A 21,135-nucleotide genomic window follows, 5' to 3' on the forward strand; every position below is an offset into this window, starting at 1 on the left:
AGCGGGCGAGGGGAGCTAACCGAGTCGCTGCTCAATTCCCCTCTCCTTTTGGGAGAGGGGCTAGGGGAGAGGGCCGGGGCAAACGTAGAACTAAAAATCCCCCCACAACTGCTGCGCCACGCTCAACGCCACCACCGGCGCCGTCTCCGTGCGCAACACCCTCGGCCCTAACCGCGCCGCCTGAAACCCCCGGCCCTGCGCCTGCGCCACTTCGGCGTCCGACAAACCACCCTCCGGCCCAATCAGAAACGCCAGTGACTGCGGTTTGTCATGGCTGGTCAGTGGCTCTGCCACCGGGTGCAGCACGAGTTTCAAGTCGGCCTGGGCCTGCTCAAGCCACAGCCCTAAAACAACCGGCGGATGAATCACCGGCAACACCGAACGCCCGCACTGCTCGCAGGCGCTGATCGCCACTTGCCGCCAGTGCTCCAGGCGTTTGTCTTCACGCTCGCCTTTCAGGCGCACCTCGCAGCGTTCGCTAACGATGGGCGTGATCTCGTTGACGCCCAGTTCCGTGGCCTTCTGAATGGCCCAGTCCATGCGCTCGCCGCGAGACAACCCCTGGCCCAAATGAATATGCAGCGGCGATGGCGCTTGCCCCGGCAGCGCCTCGCGCAGTTCCACGCGCACATTCTTTTTGCCTACTTCAATCAGCTCGCCAAGAAACTCCTGGCCGCTGCCATCGAACAGCTGCACCGCATCGCCAACGGCATGACGCAGCACGCGGCCGATGTAGTGCGCCTGGGTTTCTGGCAGGTCGTGCTGGCCGATAGAGAGGGGGGCATCAATAAAGAATCGGGAGAGGCGCATGGCGAAAACGGCAGTCGGCGATAGGGGCGGCAAGCATAGCCCAGAGCGTGTTTGAAATTCTCGTTCGCGCATGCGGGGCGCGCTTCAAAAAGCCGGGAAAAGTTCATCGATGCCCCGGTAATACTTCGGATAACGCCAACTAATGTAGGTGTTTTGAAGTCTGCGAAAGTTGACTATCTGAATGTTGAAAGCGTGCACGCGATTTAATAGGAAAACGCTTGTGCATCAGCGGGATAGGCCGCTTTCGGTACGCTAACAAAGTGCCGTTTTATGACTTGTCCGACCCGACAAATTACACCTCAGTCGTCAACTTTCCACGCCACGAGCGTTGGCGTAATAGCACGTCAATATGTCGTGAATTGAACAGGACGTAACGCGCGAACATGGGGCAATGAATGGGGCTTTTGTTAGGCCCATGGGTAACTCGGCCAGCGGCGCGGATTGCATCTCCCACCGCAAAGACTGAGCGAGCGGGCGGCCATCGCTGGGTGCATCAGGTGGCCGCCAGGCTCAACCCATTTGAATGACGCCCGGGCGCTGGTGCGGGTGCATGCCGACACATTCACTTAATGGGGACGACACGATGAAACTGAAACACACCGGATTGGCACTGGCGGTGGCGAGCGCCAGCGTTTTCACCTTGTCCGCAGCGCAAGCCGGGCAGGCCGATTCCAAAGGCTTTGTGGAAGACAGCTCACTCGATCTGATCTCGCGCAACCTCTACTGGAACATGGACCGCCACGACCGCGGCACCGGCGATAACCGCGAGTGGGGCCAGGGCTTCCAGCTGGATTACGTGTCTGGCTTCACCCAGGGCACTGTGGGTTTTGGCGTGGACATGAGCGCCTACGCTGGCATCAAGCTCGACAGCGGCGGCGGCCGTGCCGGCTCGAAAATGTTCCCGCAGGATTCCGACGGCAATTCCGAAGACGACTTCTCATCCCTGGGCGGCGCGGTGAAAGTTCGCCTCTCCAACACCACGCTGAAATACGGCGACCTGCGCCCGTACAACCCGGTTATCGCCATGGCCGACGCGCGCTTGGTCCCGGCCACTGCAACCGGCTTTCAACTGGACAGCGCCGAAGTCAAAGGCCTGAAAGTCGACGCCGGTCACTTCACCTCGTCCAAAGACAACAATCGGTCCGGCAGCCACGACGGTTTCTATGCGGGCTATGCCGGCAAGGAAGGCGGCGATGTCACCTTTCTCGGCGCCACGTACAGCATCACCGACACCCTCAGCGTCACCGGCTACGGCTCCGAATATGAAGACCTGTGGAAGCAGTACTACGGCAACGCCAACTACGTGATGGCGCTGAGCGACGACCAGTCGCTGAGCTTCGACTTCAACATTTACCGCACCCTCGACGAGGGCAAATCGCTGGCGGGCACCATCGACACCACCGCCTGGTCGTTCGCCACCGGCTACACCATTGGCGCCCACACAGTGACGCTGGCCTTTCAGAAAAACCACGGCGATCAGCCGTTCGATTATCTGGTACTGGGCGGCGGAATTTTCCAGGACTCCATCTACCTGGCCAACTCCATGCAACTGGTCGACTTCAACGGCCCGCGCGAAGAGTCCTGGCGTTTGGGTTACAACCTGAACATGGCTACCTACGGCGTGCCGGGCCTGACCTTCTACGCCGGCTATACCCGTGGCGACAACGTGGACGGCAGCCACATGGATGCCAGCAGTCCGTACAACTACTACGCCGACAACGAGAAACATTGGGAGCGGGATCTTTCGGTTAAATACGTGGTGCAGGATGGGCCAGCGAAGGACTTGTCCTTTCGTGTGCGGCAAGCCACCCACCGTATTTCCGGGACCTCGGATGTGGACTCCGATCAGGTTCGTCTGATCATCGAGTATCCGTTGAGCATTTTGTAAGGGCTGAAAAGCATCGAGGCTGAAGCCTCTCCTACAGGTTAACGTTTTCTGTAGGAGAGGCTTCAGCCTCGATTTTTCACGGCGAACAGCGGCTAAATCGGCAACGCCATATAAAACTGCGAACCCTTGCCTGGCCGCGAATACACGCTGATTCGCCCGCCATGCAACTGCACGATTTCCTTGCACAAGGCCAAGCCCAACCCGGCGCCGCCTTTGCGTTTACCGATCTGTACAAACGGCTCGAAAATGCGCGCTTGCTGGCTGAAGTCGATGCCTTCGCCGAAGTCCTGCACGCTGATGATCAGGCGTTCACCATGGCGCCGCGCTTGCACCTGAATTTCGCTGCCGCTGATGCTGTGGCGCAGGGCGTTAGCAATCAGGTTATCGAGCACGCGCTCGATTTGCTGGCGATCGATGTTCACCTGGGTCAACGGTTCCAGCACTTCCACCACAATGTTGATGTCGCGCTCGCTGGCTTTGGCGGCGAAGCGTTGTTGCGTTTGGCCGATCAGCTCGTGCAGGTCGCACGGGGCGCGCTCCAGTTTTTGCAGGCCGTTCTGGTAGCGCGAGAAGTTCAGCAAGTCGGTGATGAGCTGCACCAGGCGCGCCATCTCTTCGTCGACGGTACGAATCAGGTCTGCCTCGCGTGATTCCTCGCCAAACTTCAACCGCTCCTGCAACAGGCTGAAGGCCATGTGCATGCCCGTCACCGGCGTACGCAATTCATGGGAGGCGCGCAGCACAAACTCCATGCGGATGCGCTCGAAGGCGCGCTGTTCGGTGACATCGCGCAGCACCATCACGGCGCCCACGGTGCGGCCGTCGATGTGGTGCACCGGGGTCAGCGCCCAGGCCAACAGGCGCTTTTCGCCCGCGGTTTCAATCAGCAAATCTTCTGGCACCTGCTCCAGCTGTTTGCCGCTAAGCACCAGGCTTACGGCTTCATCCAGTTCCGGGCGATTGATCACCGCGCCAAAGCTTTTGCCCAGCAGGTCGTGCTCCCAGAACAACTGGCGGATGGCAACCGGGTTGGCGTGCTCGATGTCGCCGTTGACGTCAATGATCACCAGGCCGTCGTCGATGCTGTCGAGCACCGCTTGCAGGCGTTTCTGGCTGGCCAGCAGGGCTTCGACATTGGTTTCTTTAAGCTGGCGAAGCGCATCGGCCATCAACCCGAAGCGGCGGCTGAGCAGGGCCATTTCGCTGACCGAGGACACCGGTAGTGCCACGTCGAAATCGCCCTGGCTGATCTTATCGGCGGCGGTGGCGAGCGCTTCGATGGGGCCACCAAAACGACGGGCGATGCTTTGCGCGGTGAGCAAGCCAATCAGCAGCACCGCCGCGCCCAGAAGGCTTAGCAACAGCGCAATCAACTTCGCCCGGTCGCGGGCCTGGGCTTCAGCCATGCTGACGTTATTGATGGCCACCTGCTGAACTTGCAGCATCTCCTTGCGCACGTCGTTGAAGGCCTGGCTGACGGTGTCGTCGTCATTGACGCCGCCGTTGGCCGGGTCAGCCTTGTCGAGAATCACCAGAAACTCGCTATAGGCCTTTTCGATACGCTCGAAGCCTTCACGGTCGCTGCGGTTTTCCAGGTCCAGGCTTTCTTCCAGCAGGCTGCGAAATTGCGCTTGCGAGGCGCGCAGCGCCGGCATGTCCGGTTTAACGCTGAGCATGATGGTCAGCTGGTCGCCAAAGCTGGTGCGCAGGCGTTGGCTGAGGTCGATGGTGGCGAAGCTGTTTTGAATCAGGCCTTCCTGGGTTTGGGCCATGCGCAACACGCTGACCACCCCCAGCAGCAAGCCCAACAGCGCGACGGTGATCAACGCTGAGAAGCTCAGGAAGAACCGCGTTCGCAGGGTCATGGCTGGCTTCATAGGTTGTACTGTTTGCGTTTGCGGTAAAGCGTCGAGGCATCGATGCCCAGGGTTTTGGCGGCTTGGTCAAGGGTGTCGCTGGTGGCCAGTACCGCGGCGATGTGGGCTTTCTCCAAGTCTTCGAGACTCAGGTCAGCGCCGACCCGTGGGGCGTTGCTGCTGGTGGGCGCAACCAGGCCGAGGTGGCTGACATCCACCAACTCTTGCGGGCAAATGATGCTCGCCCGCTCGATCACGTTGCGCAATTCGCGAATGTTGCCGGGCCATTGGTAGTCGAGCAGGGCGTTGCGCGCTTCTTCGGTAAAGGCGCGGGCAGGGCGCGCGTAGTCTTTCACGAAGCGGGCGAGGAACCGTTCGGCCAGCATCAGCACGTCGTCGGCGCGCTCGCGCAGCGGCGGCAGCTTGAGGGTGATGACGTTCAGGCGATAGAGCAGGTCTTCACGGAACTTGCCTTCACGCACCATGGCGTCGAGGTCGAGGTTGGTGGCCGCAACGATGCGCACGTCGGCGCGACGGGTCACCGGGTCGCCGACCCGTTCGTATTCTTTGTCCTGAATAAAGCGCAGCAATTTAGGTTGCAGGCTCAGGGGGAAATCGCCGATTTCGTCGAGGAACAACGTGCCGCCGTCGGCCTGGCTGACGCGGCCCAGGGTGCTTTCGCTGGCGCCGGTAAACGCGCCTCGGCTATGACCGAACAGCTCGCTTTCCATCAGCTCGGCAGTGAGCGAGGGACAGTTAATGGTGACCGAGCCTTTCTTCGAACGTTGGCTCCAGCCGTGAATGGCGCGGGCCAATTCACCTTTACCGGTACCGGATTCGCCAAGGATCAGAATGTTGGCGTCGGTGCCGGCCACCTGCCGGGCGGTTTCCAGAACGGCCATCATCGCCGGGCTGTGGGAGTCGAGGTCGTCGCCTGGCTTGCGCGCCTGGCCTTCCAACTGCTCTAGGCGCGCGGCCAGGGAGCGGATTTCCAACTGCTTGGCGGCGACCATGCGCAGTTGGTCGGGGCTGCACGGCTTCACCAGGTAATCGCTGGCGCCGGCTTGCATGGCGTCTACGGCGGTGTCGATGGCCGAGTGCGCTGTGACGATGATCACGCGCATCCACGGCGCTTGCAGGCGCATCTGCGCCAGCACTTCCAGACCGTTGTCCTCACCCAGGCGCAGGTCCAGCAGGCACAGGTCAAACACCTGGCGTTGCAGCAGGGTGTCAGCCTGCATGGCGCTGGTCGCCGTGGCTACGGTGTAGCCCTCGTCTTCCAGGCAATAGCGGAAAGTACGAAGAATTGCCGACTCATCATCGACCAACAAAATACGGCCACTTTTCGGGCTTGAGGCTTCCATGTGTGTTCTCAGATCGGTTGCAGTGAGCGTTAGTCACGGAAAGTTCGGGCAAGTTCGTGCAACTTGCACGGTGGATTTAAACCCATCCTGCAAGCTGCATGGCGAAGCGTCTCGCTTGGACTGGTTAAGTTATTGTTTTTAAAAGAAATAAAAAGTTTTAAAAAGCTGGCACAGCGCTTGCGATATCCCTTGCAACAGGCCAAGAACGGCCCTAGACCGAGAGGAAATCATCATGAGCAGTCGCACTAGCCAACTGAACGAACTGATCGAAATCACCCGCGACGGTCAGCGCTTTTATGAGCACGCCCGCACCGAGGTCAAAGACCCGCAACTGCAGGCCCTGTTCCGCGATATGTCGCAAGCCAAAATCCAGGTGATTCAGGCGCTGGCCGTGAAAGTAGCCGCCAACCACGAGACCCCCGCCCAGGGCGGCACCGTGATGGGCAAGCTGCGTCAGGTTTACGCCGACACCAAAGCCAGCATGTCCAAAGATGAAGGCGCCGCTTATGTCGCCGAACTGGAAGACACCGAAGACCGCATCCTGCATGCCTTCGAAGACGCCATGGAAGATGCCGACCCGGATCTGCGCGCTGCCCTGGCCGTAGAAATGCCGAAAGTGCGCGCCTGCCACGACCGTATGCGTGAACTGAAGCATTCGCTGAAGTAAGCCTGTTCGGTGTGGGTTGGGCTGAGCCAAGCGAAGCCCAACCGCCCGCCACCGCAGGTTTTGTTTTAACCAGGCTGTACCGAATTTTTTAACGCAAGACGAAACAAGGAACCTGAACCAAGCCAGAAGGCCGTGGTTCCAACCCAGTAAGGGTTCCTGACAAACAGGGTTTCGAACCCGAACCAAACGTAAGGAGAGACATCATGTTGAGTTGGGCCATTACCTTTCTGATCATCGCCATCGTCGCAGCAGTGTTGGGCTTTGGTGGTATTGCGGGCACCGCAACCGGCATCGCGAAAATTCTCTTTGTCGTGTTCCTGGTGATGTTCGTTGTTTCGCTGATCTTCGGCCGTCGCGGTCGAGTCTGACGCCATCAGCGCCACACCAAAACGCCCTCGTTAGAGGGCGTTTTTTTATGCCTGCGTTTTAGCGCGCAGCCCAGCGTTTAAGGCTTGAAGTTGCGTGCATCTTTGGCCCAGACGTCCAGCACCGGGGCGAGGTCTTTCACCGTCAGTTGCGTGGTGTCGTTTTCCAGCCGCAGCCCGGTGCCCTTACGGACCACTTCGGCGACCGGCTTGCCCGTCGCGCCATCCAGCGCCTGCATTTCTACAAAGATGGTGGTGTCTTCATCGCGCGTGCCCGCTGCCGCCGTAGCCGCCGCGACTGCCAGCGCGATCGGGATGACTTCATAGAACTGCAAACCCTTGGCCGAGGTGTCGACGGCGGTAATGGCTGAACGCAGCACCAAGGTGTCGGCGTCGGCTTGGTTGACGATGCGCAAACGGCCTGCCAGTTCGCGTTTCATGGACTGTTGCAGGTAGTTGGAAATGTCATTCAGTGCTTTCTGACTGACCTGCTCATTGGGCTTGGGCGCCGGGTAGAACTGCGGCTTTTCCACCAGCACGGAGCTGTAGTGGTTGAGGTCCAGGCCCGGCTTGGTCCAGCGCAGCACGGGCGCGCCACTGGCCGAGGTGGCCGGTTTAAGAATGGAATAGTCCGACAAAAAGCCCGAGTACTGCTCAGGCTGGGTGGTGGAGCTGGAGCAACCCGCCATGAGCAAAGCGCTGCTCAGGGCAAAACTGGCGATCAACCGTTTAGTCATCCTTGAAACTCCTAAGCGAAAAGTGAACCGGTGCGCACCGGCGGGCACTGCTGGCGAAGTGAGCCTAGCTGAGAAAAATGACCGTGCTGGTGCGGGTGTCGGTGGCAATGCAGCAAAGGGCGCCGCTATCATCCGCGGCACATCAAGAGGACGAACCATGCTCAACGGCTTGTGGCTGAGCTTTTTCATTGTTGCCGCCATTGCGGCGTTATCGCAGTGGTTGGTGGGCGGCAACGCCGGCGTGTTTGCGGCCATGGTCGAAGGCCTGTTCGCCATGGCCAAACTCTCGGTCGAGGTGATGGTGTTGCTGTTCGGCACCCTTACGCTGTGGCTCGGCTTTTTGCGCATCGCTGAGAAGGCCGGCATCGTCGATTGGCTGGCCCGGGTGCTCGGCCCATTGTTCCGCCGCCTGATGCCCGAAGTGCCGCCAGGCCATCCGGCCCTGGGGCTGATCACCATGAACTTTGCCGCCAACGCCCTGGGCCTGGACAACGCCGCCACGCCCATTGGTCTCAAAGCCATGCGCGCCCTTCAGGAACTCAACCCCAGCAGCACCACGGCGAGCAATGCGCAGATTCTGTTTCTGGTGCTTAACGCCTCGTCGCTGACCCTGCTGCCCGTGACCATTTTTATGTACCGCGCCCAGCAGGGCGCGCCCGATCCGACCCTGGTGTTCCTGCCGATTCTGTTGGCCACCAGCGCCTCGACGCTGGTCGGTTTGCTCTCGGTGGCGGTGATGCAGCGCCTGCGCCTCTGGGACCCTGTAGTGCTCGCGTACCTGATTCCGGGCGCCTTGCTGCTCGGCGGTTTCATGGCGCTGTTGGCCGGGTTGTCGGCCACGGCGCTGGCCGGCTTGTCGTCGTTGCTGGGCAACCTGACCCTGTTCGGCTTGATTTTGCTGTTCGTGCTGGTTGGCGCGCTGCGCAAAGTGCCGGTGTACGAAACCTTCGTCGAAGGGGCCAAAGAAGGCTTCGACGTAGCCAAGAGTTTGCTGCCGTATCTGGTCGCCATGCTTTGCGCCGTCGGCGTGTTGCGCGCCTCGGGTGCATTGGATTTCGGCCTGGATGGCATTCGCTGGGTGGTCGAACAGCTGGGCTGGGACAACCGCTTTGTCGACGCCCTGCCCACGGCGCTGGTGAAGCCGTTCTCCGGCAGCGCGGCGCGAGCGATGCTGATTGAAACCATGCAAAGTCAAGGCGTCGACAGCTTCCCCGCGTTGGTGGCGGCGACGGTTCAAGGCAGTACCGAAACCACCTTCTATGTGCTGGCCGTGTATTTCGGCGCCGTCGGCATTCAGCGCGCGCGGCACGCCGTGGGCTGTGCGCTGCTGGCGGAATTCGCCGGGGTGGTGGCAGCCATTTCGGTGTGCTACTGGTTTTTCGGCTAACGCACCACACGACGAGCCGCCATGCAGGTGACGGTTCGCTGACTAGACTCAGCGAATCGCCAGCGCGCTTGGGAGTCGGTTATGTCTCTACGTTCAGTCAGTGTGGGTCTGCGTAACTTCATCGGCTTTGGCGTGTTGACGCTGTGCTTGTTGGTCACAGGAGGCGTCGCGCTCACCGAGTTGTCGAGCCTGCGTACCGATTTAATGGAAGTGAAAGACGTGTGGATGGGCGGTCTGGACCTAATGGCCAAGATCAAATCCGACCGCCAACTGATGCGCCTGGATGAAAACGAAATCGTCGCTCAGCCCAACGAGTTGACGTCGCTGACGGCTGAAATCCGCACCATCGAACAGCGCGTTCGCGGTTACGAGAAGGACTACCAAGGCACCATTATTCTCGACGAAGACCGCCGTCTGTTTAGCGCTTACGCAGAGAAGAGCAGCGCCTACGAACAGGCATTGGACGCCGTGCTGACCGGCATGAGCAGCGGTGGCGCGACGCCAGCCGTTGCGGCTCAGTCGGAGCAGGCCTTCGATGCGTTGATCGCCTCCCTTGACGCATTGATCGCTCTCAACAACCGGGGCGCCGCCGAAGCGGGGTCGCGTGCCGAAGCCAGTGCCAACAACGCCACCGTCACCTTCAGCCTGATTTTGCTGGCCAGCGTTATTTTCACCGTGATTGCCGCCGTGCTGCTCAGCCGCAGCATCACCCGGCCGCTGGCGGTTCTGGCGGCATCGGCCGAACGCATTGCCGCCGGCGACCTCAGCCAGCCGGTGCCGGCTGAAGGCGCCGATGAAGTGACCCAGGTGCAGCGCTCGCTCAGCGGCATGCAAGGCACGCTGCGCGAAACCCTGCTGAACATCCAGAACTCCGCCACCCAACTCGCCTCGGCGGCCGAGGAGCTGCATGCGGTAACCGACGATTCTTCGCGCGGCATCACCCGGCAAAACGACGAAATTCAGATGGCCGCCACGGCGGTGACCGAGATGTCTGCCGCTGTCGACGAAGTGGCGCGCAACGCCAACCACACCTCTGACTCCTCCCGCGAAGCCCAGGAAACCGCCCAGGCCGGGCGCGAGCAGGTAAGCAGTACGCGAAACACCATCGAGCAACTGACAGAACGCTTGAACATCACCTCGACCACCATCGCCACGCTCGCCGACGAGGCCATCGCCATCGGCCGTGTGCTGGAAGTGATCCGCACCATTGCCGAACAAACCAACCTGCTGGCCCTGAACGCTGCCATTGAGGCGGCGCGCGCCGGCGACCAGGGCCGAGGGTTTGCGGTGGTGGCAGACGAAGTACGCGCGCTGGCGCAGCGTACGCAAACCAGCACGCAGGAAATCGAGCGGATGATCAGCGCCATCCAGACCGCCAGCCAGCAGTCGGTAAGTGCGATGGAACAAAGCAGCGAATACGCCAGCCGCAGCCAAATCATGGCCAGCCAGGCCGATAGCGCGTTGCAACTGATCGCCGAGCGCGTCAACCAAATCAACGACATGAACCTGGTGATCGCCAGTGCGGCTGAAGAGCAAGCGAGCGTGGCGCGGGAAGTGGACCGCAATCTGGTGGCCATCCGTGACATTGCCGAGCAGAACGCCACGGGTGCGCATGAGACGTCGGTGGCCAGTGATCAACTGGCTAAGTTGGCGAGTGATTTGAACGCGATGGTGCAGCGGTTTCGGTTGTAGCTAAGGGAGGAGGGCGGGCCAGAGGTTGGACCAGGTTGGGTTGGTGGATTCGATGAGGTCAATTTTCCACTCGCGTCGCCATTTCTTCAGCTGCTTTTCGCGGGCTATGGCAGTGAGCATGTGCTCGTGGACTTCGTAATACACGAGGCGGTGAACGTTGTAGGTTTTGCTGAAGCCGGGCATGGCTTCGGCTCGATGCTGCCAGATGCGTTGGACTGGGTTTGAAGTGACACCGATGTAAAGCGTGCCGTTTTTCTGGCTGGCGAGGATGTAGACCGTGGGAATCCTTTCCATGAGGTTTTTTCGTGTTGAGGGGGCGCTTAGGTTTGTCGCTCGGCGCTGAGGGGGGAATCGGCTGGGTCCCCTTGTCCGACGGAAGATTCTGGATCCCCGCGTTCGCGAGGATGACGGTGCCTCGCGGGAAAGACGGTGAAAGCCCCTAAAACCTCCGTCATCCTCGCGAACGCGGGGATCCAGTCTTTGGAAGGAAGGTGCGGCGTCCGGCTCGCGGTAGTTTGCGAAGGGCATGAACGCAAGGCTTCTTTAATCCTCCGTCATCCTCGCGAACGCGGGGATCCAGGCTATTGAACCGAAGTGCCATCCCGCGAAAAACTACCAAACCAAACCCCCTAAGGCGTCACCTCAAACCGCAACACCCCAATCACCTGCCCATCCTCGGTCAACACCCGCACCTCCCAATCCCCTTCCACGTCCTGTGGAAAGTTCTGTTTGTGCGTCCACGACCGATACCCCTTCGCCCGCCCGCCGCTGATGTCCAGGGCGATGCGGTCCATCTCTTCGCCGTTGTGGCGCCATACGTGGTAGATGCGTTCAGCCAAACCACGCGGCGCATTGATGGCGGTGTAGGCGTACAGGCCTTTGGTGCGCAGGTCGTCGGCGGTCATGGTGCTCAGGCTTTCCCCCGGCGCGCGGTTGAAGTCGTCCAGTTCAGTGGTCACGGCCACTTCGGTCAGCCAGAGCGTGGCCGGCGGCACCCATGAGCGCAGCAACCAACCCGCGCCGCCCAGTGCCAGCGTCAGGCCGATCAGCGCCAAGCCACGCCACCAGCGTTGAATAGGAAAGGTCACCAGCAAACTTGGAAAAGACAGCGCAACCGCAATGCCCAGCGCCAGCTTGTAACTCTGCGCAGTGGTCAGGTGCAGGATGATGGGCAGCGCCGTCAACAGCGCGGCGAACAGGGTCAGGGTGTGCATGGCCAGGTACAGCCAGCGGCGTGGGGCCAGCCATTTGTTGTAGATGGGGTCGATGATGCTCACCAACCCGGCGCAGGCCAGCAGCCCGGTGAACATCAGTTGGCCGCTGTTCCAGGTGGTGGTGATGATGAAAAACGGCAGCACGAAGAACAGACTTTCCTGGTGGATCATTTGCGTCAGGTAACGCACCAGGGGCTGCGGCAGTTCACGGCCGAAGAGCTTGGCAAACACGCGGGTGACGACGCTTTCCAGGGTCAGCCATAGCCAGCTGATTAGCAGCATTACCGCAATGGGCGTGGCCAGCCGCGCTTGGCGGTCGACGAGCACGAAGCTTAAGACTCCCGAGATAAAACCGAATGCCGCCACCACGCCGGGGTAGCGTTGCAGCAGGGCAATAACGGCGAGTGCGCGGGTTTTCCAGGTGTCTATCACGGTGGCAGGCCGGCAGGTTGAAAAGCAGGAGCGCAGAATACGGGCGGACACAGCGGGGGTCCATGGTGGCGCTTTAAGTAGGAGTGCGGCGCGCTGATTACGTTGCGCTTGTTTGCGTGGCGGCGCCGCTGGCGCAATTGGCCACCGCCGCTGGCCGCCGTTGCCACTGTTGCGCGCCCGTTTGCGCCCGTACAGTGCGGCGGGCTAAAACAAAAATAAAAGGCCCGTTTATGAATTACGACGCGAGTTCCCAACTCATCCTCGGCCTGGTGCTGGCGGCGCTGATTTTCGGCGTGTCGCTGGAACTTCGCGTGGCGCAATTTCGCGCCATCGTGCGGCATCCACAACCGGTGCTCGCCGGCATGTTGGGTCAATGCCTGCTGCTGCCCTGGCTCACGCTGCTGGTGACCTTGCTGGTCGACTTGCACCCTGGCCTGGAGCTGGGCCTGCTGTTAGTGGCCTGCTGCCCCGGCGGCAATCTCTCCAATGTGATGACTCACCTGGCGCGCGGCAACACGGCCCTGTCGATGAGCATGACGGCGCTGTCCAGCCTGCTGGCGCTGGTGCTGTTGCCACTCAATTTCGCCTTGACCAGCGCCTGCAACCCCGAAGCGTCCGCCTACCTGGCCGAGCGCCTGAGCAGCCTGCATGTCGATCACCTGAGCATCATCCTCAACCTGCTGTGGCTGCTCGGTCTGCCGCTGGCGCTGGGCATGCTGGTGGGCAACCTGTGGCCCCATGTGGCCGAGCGGATCATGCCGTGGTTCAAGCGCTTCGCCCTGCTGGCGTTCGCGTTTTTTGTGATTGGCGCGCTGGCGAGCAACTGGAAAATGTTCACCGCCTCGCTCGGCTTGGTGCTGGTGTTGGTGGTGGTGCACAACGCCAGCGCCATCGTGCTCGGTTGGTTGATGGCGAAGTTGGCGCGCCAGCGCGGCGCCAATTTGCGGGCCATGGTTATCGAGATTTCCATGCACAACTCCGGGCTTGCCCTGGGGCTGATCTTTTCCCAGTTTGGCGGCGAGGCGAACATGGCCCTCGTCGCGGCGCTGTGGGGTACCTGGCACCTGGTCAGCGGGTTGCTGCTGGTGCTGTTCTGGCGCAATCGTCCGCTGCCGGCAGCTGACCAAGACAAGGAGACGCTGACATGCGCGTCCTGATTACCGGCGCGGCAGGTTTTATCGGCCACCAGCTACTTAACGACTTGGCGGCGCAGCATCCGAAGTGGACGCTGATTGCCGCCGACATCCGCGCACAGACCAAGCAAGGTTTGAAGATGAATGTCGAGCCGGTACTGCTCGATATCAGCCAGCCGAACCAGGTGCGCGAATGCGTGGCGGCGTGGAAGCCCGAGGCGATTGTTCATCTGGCGTCGGTGGTAACGCCGCCGCGCGGCATGAGCGACGCGCAGTTGCACGCCATTGATGTCGGCGGTACACGCTCGATTGTTGAAGCCGCTGTGGCCAACAGCGTGAAGCAGCTGATCGTTACCAGCTCCGGCGCGGCGTATGGCTATTTCCCGGAAAACGCTGAGTGGATCGACGAAAACGATCCGCTGCGCGGCCACCCGCATTTCGCTTACGCCAAGCACAAACAGGAAGTGGAGGTGTTGCTGGCCAATGCCCGCCGCCATGATCCGCAGCTGCACCAGCTGGTGCTGCGGCCGGGCACGATCTTGGGTAAGCGGGTAAACAACCAGATCACCGACATGTTCAGCAAGCGCGCTGTGCTCGGTATTAAAGGCAGTGACAGCCGCTTTGTTTTTATCTGGGATCAGGACGTGGTCAGCATCATTCGCAAAGGTTTGGAAACCAACGCGCACGGCATTTTTAACCTGGCCGGCGACGGCGCCCTGAGCCTGCGCGAGATTGCCGCGTTGCTGGGCAAGCCATATCGGCCGTTGCCGGCCGGCCTGATCCGCAACGCCTTGCGCGTTCTTAAACCGTTGGGACTGAGCCAATACGGCCCGGAGCAACTCGATTTTCTGCGCTACCGGCCGGTGCTGAGCAACCGCCGTTTGAAAGAAGAGTTCGGCTATCAACCGCGTTACAGCAGCCGCGAAGCCTTTATGGCGTTTTTGGCTGCGCGCAACGGCTAAGGCTTCGCGGCGCTTGCTTAGGCGCGCTTCAGGGTTTTGACGCCTTCGGCAGTGCCCAGCAACAACAAATCGGCGCCGCGCGCGGCGAACAGGCCGTTGGTGACCACGCCGACGATGGCGTTAATCTGGGTTTCCAACTCAGCCGGGTTGGTGATCTGCATGTTCATCACATCCAGAATGATGTTGCCGTTATCGGTAATCGCGCCTTCGCGGTACACCGGGTCGCCGCCCAGTTTCACCAGTTCGCGGGCCACATGGCTGCGGGCCATGGGAATGACCTCTACCGGCAAGGGGAAATTGCCCAGCACCGGCACCAACTTGCTGCCGTCGGCGATGCAGATAAATGTTTGCGCCACGGCGGCGACGATTTTCTCGCGGGTCAGCGCAGCGCCACCGCCTTTGATCAGATTCAGGTGCTCGTCGCTTTCGTCGGCGCCGTCGACGTAGAACTCCAGGTCGCTCACGCTGTTGAGTTCATACACCGCGATGCCATGGCCTTTTAGGCGCGCGGCGGTGGCTTCGGAGCTGGCGACTGCGCCGTCAAACGCGCCTTTGTGCTTGGCCAACGCATCGATGAAACAGTTGGCCGTGGAGCCGGTGCCGACGCCGACGATGCTCTTGTCATTGAGCTTCGGAAGAATGAAGTCAACGGCCGCCTGGGCCACGGCTTGCTTGAGTTGATCCTGAGTCATCGCGGGTTCTGCGCCTGAAGGTAAACGGGGAGGCGCGGATTATAGCCTTGGCGCCGGGTCGGGTGGCGCCAACATAAAAGCCCAACAACAAGCGCCCGGTGGCCCCAGGCCAGAGCGCTGGAGTAGACTGGCCGACCCGCCCTGTAAGCCAAAGATGCCGCCATGCTTGAACAGTACGTGAAGAAAACCCTGACCTCGCGCGTGTACGACGTCGCGGTGGAAACCCCGTTGCAGCCCGCGCGCCAGTTGTCGGACCGTCTGGGCAATCAGATTCTGCTCAAGCGCGAAGATTTGCAGCCGGTTTACTCGTTCAAAATTCGCGGCGCGTACAACAAGCTGGCGCAGCTCAGCGCCGAAGAACTTTCCCGTGGCGTGGTCACCGCTTCGGCCGGCAACCATGCCCAAGGCCTGGCATTGGCCGCCAAACACCTGGGCGTTAAAGCCACCATCGTGATGCCGCGCACCACGCCCGAGCTGAAGGTTAACGGCGTGCGCAGCCGTGGCGGCAAAGTGGTGCTGCATGGCGATGCGTTCCCCGAGGCGTTGGCGCATTCGCTCAAGCTGGTTGAGGAAAAAGGCTACGTCTATATCCACCCGTACGACGACGAGTACGTCATCGCCGGCCAGGGCACGGTGGCAATGGAAATTCTTCGTCAGCAGCCGGGCGCGCTCGATGCCATTTTTATCCCGGTCGGCGGCGGCGGGCTGATTGCAGGTATGGCGGCGTTCGTGAAATACCTGCGCCCGGACATCAAGATCATCGGCGTCGAGCCAGACGATTCCAACTGCCTGCAAGCCGCCCTGGCGGCGGGCGAGCGCGTGGTGCTGAGCCAGGTGGGCCTGTTCGCCGACGGCGTGGCGGTGGCGCAAATCGGCAAGCTGAACTTCGACATCTGCCGCGAGCACGTGGACGAAGTCATCACCGTCAGCACCGATGAAATCTGCGCGGCGATCAAAGACATCTACGACGACACCCGCTCGATCACCGAGCCGTCCGGCGCCCTCGCCGTGGCGGGCATCAAGAAGTACGTCGAGCGTGAGGGCGTGACCGGCAAGGTGCTGGTGGGCATCGACTCTGGCGCCAACGTGAACTTCGACCGCCTGCGCCATGTAGCCGAGCGCGCCGAACTGGGCGAAGGCCGCGAGGCGATCATCGCCGTGACGATTCCGGAAAAACCAGGCAGCTTCAAAGCCTTCTGCGAAGCCATCGGCAAGCGCCAGATCACCGAATTCAACTACCGGTACCACACCGATAAAGAAGCGCACATTTTCGTCGGCGTGCAGACGCACCCGGACACCGACCCGCGCGCGGCGCTGGTGGAAGGGCTGCGCGCCCAAGGCTTCCCGGTGCTCGACCTTACCGATAACGAACTGGCCAAGTTGCACATTCGCCACGCTGTGGGCGGCCATGCGGCGGCGGTGCCGGATGAAAGCGTGTTCCGTTTCGAATTCCCGGAACGGCCGGGTGCGCTGTTCAACTTTCTCACCAAGCTGGGCGGGCGCTGGAATATCACCATGTTCCACTACCGCAACCACGGCGCCGCGGATGGCCGCGTACTGGCTGCGCTGCAAGTGCCGGAAGACGAGCGCCATCTGCTGCCGGCCGCGTTGGAGGAAATTGGCTATCCGTACTGGGATGAAAGCGCCAATCCGGCCTACAAACTGTTTCTTGGTTAATTAATGATCAGATGCGCAGCCGCCATTCGGCGGCATGGGCACGCCTGACAGGGACGCGACATGGAACATTATCTGCTCTTCAAAATTCTCCACAGCGCCGTGGCCGTGCTGCTGCCGCTGGGCGTGATCGCCCACATCTTTATGCTGTGGAAAGCGCAGCGGCGGGGCGACCTGGCCGTGCTGCAACGCAAAGTGCGGCGCACCCGCGTGATGAGCCTGCCGGTGTTCGCCGTGCTGGCCGCCACGCTGCCGGTGAGTGGTTTTTACCTGGTGCACATCGCCGGCTGGCCGCTGAGCCAGTTGTGGCTGCTGGTCAGTTCGGTGCTGTTTATCGTGCTGTTTATTGTTGGCCTGCTGCTGTCGGGTCGACTGGCCGCGTGGGAAGCGCTGGGCCCGGTGGCAGCACCGCAACGGTTGCAGCGCTTTGCGCTGGTGTACGGCGTTTTGATTCTGGTGTTGCTGGTGGCGATTCTTGGCCTGATGGGCGCTAAGCCGGCATAACAAAGAGCAAAAACTAGAGGCTAAAGCCTCTCCCACATGGGACTGGTCCCTGCAGGAGAGGCTTTAGCCTCGATGCCATTGAGATCAGCCGCGCAAACTAATCACCGGCCAACCCCGACGCTCAGCTTCGGCGCGCAGCGTGGGGTCCGGGTCAACGGCGAACGGGTTGGCGACTTTTTCCAGCAGCGGCAAATCGTTCATCGAGTCGCTGTAGAAGTAGCTGTCGTCCAGGTTGAAACCAGTTTCTTCCAGCCAGCGGTTCAGTCGCGTCACTTTCCCTTCTTTAAAGCACGGTATGTCTGTGGTGCGGCCGCTGTAGCGGCCCTCGACCATTTCGCATTCGGTGGCCAGCAGCGTGTCGACGCCCAGGCGCGCGGCAATCGGGCCGGTGACGAAGCGGTTGGTGGCGGTGATGATCACCAGCTTGTCGCCCGCCGCGCGGTGCTTCTCCAGCAACGCCAAAGCGGGCGCGAGGATGATCGGCTCAACGCAATCGCGCATGAACTCGCGGTGCCATTGATCCAATTGGGCCATGTCGGTGCGGCCGAGAATTTCCAGGCTGAAGTTCAGGTAGTCGGTAATGTTCAGCTTGCCGGCCAGGTAATCCTGATAAAACTCGTCGTTGCGCGCTTTGTAAGTAGCGCCGTCGAGGATGCCGCGCTCGCACAGGTAATCGCCCCAGGTGTGATCGCTGTCGCCAGCCAGAAGGGTGTTATCGAGGTCGAACAAGGCCAGGCGCATACGTAATCTCGCTTTACAGATATCAAAAAGTTGACGGCTCAAGGGGCGGTGAAACCGAGCGTAGTCGTTTTCCCAAGGGCGGAACAATACGGGGTTTGAAGGCACCTGCCCATAAGGTTGGAAGGCGCGTTGCTGGCATCACGACCTTTGTGAAAGAATGCAAAAACATGCGTTTACGAGGTTGTGCCGTGATCGATTCTGATGGTTTTCGCCCGAATGTCGGCATCATTCTTACCAATGATGTTGGGCAAGTGCTCTGGGCTCGTCGTATCAATCAGGACGCCTGGCAGTTTCCGCAAGGCGGCATCAATGACAACGAGTCCCCCGAAGAAGCGCTGTATCGCGAATTGAACGAAGAAGTAGGGTTGGAGCAGGAAGATGTGCAGATTCTTGCCTGCACCCGCGGTTGGTTGCGGTATCGTCTGCCGCAGCGCTTGGTCCGTACTCACAGTCAGCCGTTGTGCATCGGGCAAAAGCAGAAGTGGTTTCTGCTGCGCCTGAAATCCGCCGAAGAGCGGGTGCGCATGGACCTGACCAACAAACCTGAATTCGATGGCTGGAAGTGGGTAAGTTATTGGTACCCGCTGGGCCAGGTTGTGACATTCAAGCGTGAGGTGTACCGCCGCGCATTGAAGGAATTGGCGCCGCGCCTTCTCGCGCGAGATTGACGATGCAAGCTATAAGACCGACCTAGGAGTTCACCTCGAGCCATGCTCAACACGCTGCGCAAGATCGTCCAGGAAGTGAACAGCGCCAAAGACCTCAAGTCGGCGTTGACGATCATTGTGCAGCGGGTAAAAGACGCCATGGGCAGCCAGGTGTGCTCCGTTTACCTGCTCGACCCCGAAACCAATCGCTTCGTGCTGATGGCCACCGAGGGCTTGAACAAGCGCTCCATTGGTAAAGTCAGCATGTCGCCCAGCGAAGGTCTGGTCGGCCTGGTGGGCACGCGTGAAGAACCGCTGAACCTCGAAAACGCCGCCGACCACCCGCGCTACCGCTACTTCGCCGAAACCGGTGAAGAACGTTACGCCTCCTTTCTTGGCGCGCCGATCATCCACCACCGTCGGGTGATGGGCGTTCTGGTTATCCAACAAAAGGAGCGTCGCCAGTTCGACGAGGGCGAAGAAGCCTTCCTGGTGACCATGAGCGCCCAGCTCGCCGGCGTTATCGCCCACGCTGAGGCCACCGGTTCCATCCGTGGCTTGGGCCGTCAGGGCAAAGGCATTCAAGAAGCCAAATTCACTGGCGTGCCGGGCTCGCCGGGTGCTGCCGTGGGCACGGCGGTGGTGGTGTTGCCGCCTGCCGACCTTGAGGTGGTGCCCGACAAAACCGTTTCCGACATCGCCGCCGAACTGCTGCTGTTCAATCAGGCGCTGGAGCGCGTGCGTGCCGACATGCGTGCGCTGTCCGCCAAGCTCGCCACCCAGTTGCGCCCGGAAGAGCGCGCGCTGTTCGACGTGTACCTGATGATGCTCGACGACGCGGCCCTCGGCGGCGAAGTAACCACCGTGATCAAAACCGGTCAGTGGGCGCAGGGCGCGTTGCGCCAAGTGGTGGGCGAACACGTCAACCGCTTCGGCTTGATGGACGACGCCTACCTGCGCGAGCGCGCCTCTGACGTCAAAGACCTCGGCCGTCGCCTGCTCAGCTACCTGCAACAGGCGCGTCAGCAGAACCTGGTTTACCCCGACAACACCATTCTGGTCAGCGAAGAACTGACCCCGGCCATGCTCGGCGAAGTGCCGGAAGGCAAGCTGGTGGGCCTGGTGTCGGTACTCGGTTCGGGTAACTCCCACGTTGCTATTTTCGCCCGCGCCATGGGCATTCCCACGGTGATGGGTGCGGTCGATCTGCCGTATTCGAAAATCGACGGCATTCAGCTGATCGTCGATGGCTACCACGGCGAAGTGTTCACCAACCCCAGCGACGTGCTGCGCAAGCAATACGTTGAAGTGGTGGAAGAAGAGCGCCAGCTCACCCAGGGTCTGGCAGCGCTGCGCGAGTTGCCATGTGAAACCCTCGACGGCCACCGCATGCCGCTGTGGGTGAACACCGGTCTGCTGGCCGACGTGGTGCGCGCGCAGGAGCGCGGCGCCGAGGGCGTTGGCCTGTACCGCACCGAAGTGCCTTTCATCATGAAAGAGCGCTTCCCCAGCGAAAAAGAACAGCTGGCCATCTACCGCGAGCAGTTGGCGGCGTTCCATCCGTTGCCGGTGACCATGCGCAGCCTGGACATCGGCGGTGACAAGGCGCTGTCGTACTTCCCGATCAAAGAAGACAACCCGTTCCTGGGCTGGCGCGGCATTCGCGTCACCCTCGACCACCCGGAAATTTTCCTGGTGCAGACCCGCGCCATGCTCAAGGCCAGCGAAGGCCTGGATAACCTGCGCATTCTGCTGCCGATGATTTCTGGCACCCACGAACTGGAAGAAGCGCTGCACCTTATCCACAGGGCGTGGGGCGAGGTGCGCGACGAGGGCACCGACGTACCGCTGCCGCCAGTCGGCGTGATGATTGAAGTGCCGGCCGCCGTTTACCAGGTGCGCGAGTTGGCTCGGCAGGTGGACTTCCTCTCCGTGGGCTCCAACGACCTGACCCAGTATTTGCTCGCCGTCGACCGCAATAATCCGCGCGTGGCTGATCTCTACGATTTCCTCCATCCCGCGGTATTGCAGGCCTTGAAGCTGGTCGTCGATGGCGCCCATGCCGAAGGCAAGCCGGTGAGCATTTGCGGTGAAATGGCCGGCGACCCGTCGTCCGCCGTGTTGCTGATGGCCATGGGTTTTGACGGCCTGTCGATGAACGCCACTAACCTGCCGAAGGTGAAATGGCTGCTGCGGCAGATCAGCCTGGGCAAGGCCAAGGAACTGCTGGCGCAGATCATGACCATCGACAATCCACAGGTTATCCACAGCACCTTGCACCTGGCGCTGCGCAATCTTGGCTTGAGCCGCGTGCTCAACCCGGCGTCGGTCATTCAGTCTTAAAGCCTCTCCCGGCAAAAACCGGGAGAG

Annotated in this window: 19 protein-coding genes; 11 read left to right on the forward strand and 8 right to left on the reverse strand. The window is 61.0% G+C overall.

The genetic code is table 11. The features are described from left to right. Positions 1-90 precede the first annotated feature (90 nt). Positions 91-810: a 16S rRNA (uracil(1498)-N(3))-methyltransferase gene (locus tag ACZZ0Q_RS00685; RefSeq protein ID WP_463560201.1), complete on the reverse strand. Its 720-nt coding sequence runs from the start codon at positions 808-810 to the stop codon at positions 91-93. A gap of 583 nt (positions 811-1,393) precedes the next feature. Between ACZZ0Q_RS00685 and ACZZ0Q_RS00690 the strand changes: the two genes are divergently transcribed. Next, a complete protein-coding gene (locus ACZZ0Q_RS00690; protein ID WP_463540444.1) occupies positions 1,394-2,698 on the forward strand; it encodes an OprD family porin in 1,305 nt (434 codons plus the stop codon). Between the two features lie 92 nt (positions 2,699-2,790). On the opposite strand, the gene ACZZ0Q_RS00695 is transcribed toward ACZZ0Q_RS00690, so the two are convergent. Further along, on the reverse strand, positions 2,791-4,575 hold the full coding sequence (locus ACZZ0Q_RS00695) for a KinB sensor domain-containing domain (RefSeq protein WP_463540443.1): 1,785 nt from the start codon (positions 4,573-4,575) through the stop codon (positions 2,791-2,793). Next, positions 4,572-5,918: a sigma-54-dependent response regulator transcription factor AlgB gene (algB, locus tag ACZZ0Q_RS00700; RefSeq protein ID WP_463384171.1), complete on the reverse strand. Its 1,347-nt coding sequence runs from the start codon at positions 5,916-5,918 to the stop codon at positions 4,572-4,574. Before algB ends, ACZZ0Q_RS00695 begins: the two co-directional genes overlap by 4 nt. 232 nt (positions 5,919-6,150) lie before the next feature. Between algB and ACZZ0Q_RS00705 the strand changes: the two genes are divergently transcribed. After that, positions 6,151-6,585 (forward strand): PA2169 family four-helix-bundle protein, encoded by a 435-nt coding sequence (locus ACZZ0Q_RS00705; protein WP_463384170.1) that lies wholly within the window; start codon positions 6,151-6,153, stop codon positions 6,583-6,585. 203 nt (positions 6,586-6,788) lie between these two features. Then, on the forward strand, positions 6,789-6,953 hold the full coding sequence (locus ACZZ0Q_RS00710; RefSeq protein ID WP_110615871.1) for a DUF1328 family protein: 165 nt from the start codon (positions 6,789-6,791) through the stop codon (positions 6,951-6,953). Between the two features lie 77 nt (positions 6,954-7,030). On the opposite strand, the gene ACZZ0Q_RS00715 is transcribed toward ACZZ0Q_RS00710, so the two are convergent. Further along, positions 7,031-7,687, reverse strand: coding sequence for a DUF3313 domain-containing protein (locus ACZZ0Q_RS00715; protein WP_463540442.1), 657 nt, complete (start codon positions 7,685-7,687; stop codon positions 7,031-7,033). Between the two features lie 157 nt (positions 7,688-7,844). On the opposite strand from ACZZ0Q_RS00715, the gene ACZZ0Q_RS00720 reads away from it, so the two are divergent. After that, complete coding sequence (locus tag ACZZ0Q_RS00720) at positions 7,845-9,074, forward strand: nucleoside recognition domain-containing protein (protein ID WP_463540441.1); 1,230 nt, start codon at positions 7,845-7,847, stop codon at positions 9,072-9,074. 81 nt (positions 9,075-9,155) lie between these two features. Beyond that, on the forward strand, positions 9,156-10,766 hold the full coding sequence (locus tag ACZZ0Q_RS00725) for a methyl-accepting chemotaxis protein (RefSeq protein ID WP_463540440.1): 1,611 nt from the start codon (positions 9,156-9,158) through the stop codon (positions 10,764-10,766). On the opposite strand, the gene ACZZ0Q_RS00730 is transcribed toward ACZZ0Q_RS00725, so the two are convergent. Both ACZZ0Q_RS00730 and ACZZ0Q_RS00735 read right to left on the reverse strand, forming a co-directional pair. Further along, positions 10,767-11,060 (reverse strand): GIY-YIG nuclease family protein, encoded by a 294-nt coding sequence (locus ACZZ0Q_RS00730; RefSeq protein WP_463540439.1) that lies wholly within the window; start codon positions 11,058-11,060, stop codon positions 10,767-10,769. A 335-nt stretch (positions 11,061-11,395) separates the two neighbouring features. Continuing rightward, complete coding sequence (locus tag ACZZ0Q_RS00735) at positions 11,396-12,409, reverse strand: DUF5924 family protein (protein WP_463542260.1); 1,014 nt, start codon at positions 12,407-12,409, stop codon at positions 11,396-11,398. Between the two features lie 233 nt (positions 12,410-12,642). Between ACZZ0Q_RS00735 and ACZZ0Q_RS00740 the strand changes: the two genes are divergently transcribed. Next, positions 12,643-13,569 carry a bile acid:sodium symporter family protein gene (locus tag ACZZ0Q_RS00740; RefSeq protein WP_463540438.1) on the forward strand — a complete coding sequence of 309 codons (927 nt, stop codon included), beginning with the start codon at positions 12,643-12,645 and terminating at the stop codon, positions 13,567-13,569. Beyond that, entirely contained in the window at positions 13,557-14,507 is a 951-nt protein-coding gene (locus tag ACZZ0Q_RS00745; protein ID WP_463540437.1) for an SDR family oxidoreductase, read from the forward strand. The genes ACZZ0Q_RS00740 and ACZZ0Q_RS00745 overlap by 13 nt, the downstream gene beginning before the upstream one ends. Positions 14,508-14,524: 17 nt before the next feature. On the opposite strand, the gene rpiA is transcribed toward ACZZ0Q_RS00745, so the two are convergent. Beyond that, the gene (gene rpiA, locus ACZZ0Q_RS00750; protein WP_463540436.1) at positions 14,525-15,199 is read right to left on the reverse strand and encodes a ribose-5-phosphate isomerase RpiA; all 675 of its coding nucleotides are present in this window, start codon (positions 15,197-15,199) and stop codon (positions 14,525-14,527) included. A 162-nt stretch (positions 15,200-15,361) separates the two neighbouring features. Between rpiA and ilvA the strand changes: the two genes are divergently transcribed. Next, positions 15,362-16,876 (forward strand): threonine ammonia-lyase, biosynthetic, encoded by a 1,515-nt coding sequence (gene ilvA, locus ACZZ0Q_RS00755; RefSeq protein WP_463540435.1) that lies wholly within the window; start codon positions 15,362-15,364, stop codon positions 16,874-16,876. Between the two features lie 60 nt (positions 16,877-16,936). Then, positions 16,937-17,377, forward strand: a complete 441-nt coding sequence (locus ACZZ0Q_RS00760) for a DUF2269 family protein (RefSeq protein ID WP_463384162.1) — start codon at positions 16,937-16,939, stop codon at positions 17,375-17,377. A gap of 84 nt (positions 17,378-17,461) precedes the next feature. Here ACZZ0Q_RS00760 and ACZZ0Q_RS00765 read toward each other — a convergent pair whose 3' ends face one another. Next, a complete protein-coding gene (locus ACZZ0Q_RS00765; protein ID WP_463540434.1) occupies positions 17,462-18,118 on the reverse strand; it encodes a histidinol-phosphatase in 657 nt (218 codons plus the stop codon). 188 nt (positions 18,119-18,306) lie between these two features. On the opposite strand from ACZZ0Q_RS00765, the gene ACZZ0Q_RS00770 reads away from it, so the two are divergent. Further along, positions 18,307-18,786 carry an RNA pyrophosphohydrolase gene (locus ACZZ0Q_RS00770; RefSeq protein ID WP_122492078.1) on the forward strand — a complete coding sequence of 160 codons (480 nt, stop codon included), beginning with the start codon at positions 18,307-18,309 and terminating at the stop codon, positions 18,784-18,786. A gap of 42 nt (positions 18,787-18,828) precedes the next feature. Beyond that, on the forward strand, positions 18,829-21,108 hold the full coding sequence (gene ptsP, locus ACZZ0Q_RS00775; RefSeq protein WP_122492077.1) for a phosphoenolpyruvate--protein phosphotransferase: 2,280 nt from the start codon (positions 18,829-18,831) through the stop codon (positions 21,106-21,108). The last annotated feature ends 27 nt before the right edge of the window (positions 21,109-21,135 follow it).

It is taken from the genome of Pseudomonas sp. AC070, from assembly GCF_979258635.1.

Bases quoted from the DNA above. Each gene is read 5' to 3' on its own strand.
- ACZZ0Q_RS00765 (WP_463540434.1), bottom strand. From the start codon at position 18,118: ATGCGCCTGGCCTTGTTCGACCTCGATAACACCCTTCTGGCTGGCGAC.
- ACZZ0Q_RS00720 (WP_463540441.1), top strand. From the start codon at position 7,845: ATGCTCAACGGCTTGTGGCTGAGCTTTTTCATTGTTGCCGCCATTGCG.
- ACZZ0Q_RS00695 (WP_463540443.1), bottom strand. From the start codon at position 4,575: ATGAAGCCAGCCATGACCCTGCGAACGCGGTTCTTCCTGAGCTTCTCA.
- ACZZ0Q_RS00690 (WP_463540444.1), top strand. From the start codon at position 1,394: ATGAAACTGAAACACACCGGATTGGCACTGGCGGTGGCGAGCGCCAGC.
- ilvA (WP_463540435.1), top strand. From the start codon at position 15,362: ATGCTTGAACAGTACGTGAAGAAAACCCTGACCTCGCGCGTGTACGAC.
- ACZZ0Q_RS00730 (WP_463540439.1), bottom strand. From the start codon at position 11,060: ATGGAAAGGATTCCCACGGTCTACATCCTCGCCAGCCAGAAAAACGGC.
- ptsP (WP_122492077.1), top strand. From the start codon at position 18,829: ATGCTCAACACGCTGCGCAAGATCGTCCAGGAAGTGAACAGCGCCAAA.
- ACZZ0Q_RS00685 (WP_463560201.1), bottom strand. From the start codon at position 810: ATGCGCCTCTCCCGATTCTTTATTGATGCCCCCCTCTCTATCGGCCAG.
- ACZZ0Q_RS00715 (WP_463540442.1), bottom strand. From the start codon at position 7,687: ATGACTAAACGGTTGATCGCCAGTTTTGCCCTGAGCAGCGCTTTGCTC.
- ACZZ0Q_RS00740 (WP_463540438.1), top strand. From the start codon at position 12,643: ATGAATTACGACGCGAGTTCCCAACTCATCCTCGGCCTGGTGCTGGCG.
- ACZZ0Q_RS00710 (WP_110615871.1), top strand. From the start codon at position 6,789: ATGTTGAGTTGGGCCATTACCTTTCTGATCATCGCCATCGTCGCAGCA.
- ACZZ0Q_RS00745 (WP_463540437.1), top strand. From the start codon at position 13,557: ATGCGCGTCCTGATTACCGGCGCGGCAGGTTTTATCGGCCACCAGCTA.
- ACZZ0Q_RS00725 (WP_463540440.1), top strand. From the start codon at position 9,156: ATGTCTCTACGTTCAGTCAGTGTGGGTCTGCGTAACTTCATCGGCTTT.
- algB (WP_463384171.1), bottom strand. From the start codon at position 5,918: ATGGAAGCCTCAAGCCCGAAAAGTGGCCGTATTTTGTTGGTCGATGAT.
- ACZZ0Q_RS00760 (WP_463384162.1), top strand. From the start codon at position 16,937: ATGGAACATTATCTGCTCTTCAAAATTCTCCACAGCGCCGTGGCCGTG.
- ACZZ0Q_RS00705 (WP_463384170.1), top strand. From the start codon at position 6,151: ATGAGCAGTCGCACTAGCCAACTGAACGAACTGATCGAAATCACCCGC.
- rpiA (WP_463540436.1), bottom strand. From the start codon at position 15,199: ATGACTCAGGATCAACTCAAGCAAGCCGTGGCCCAGGCGGCCGTTGAC.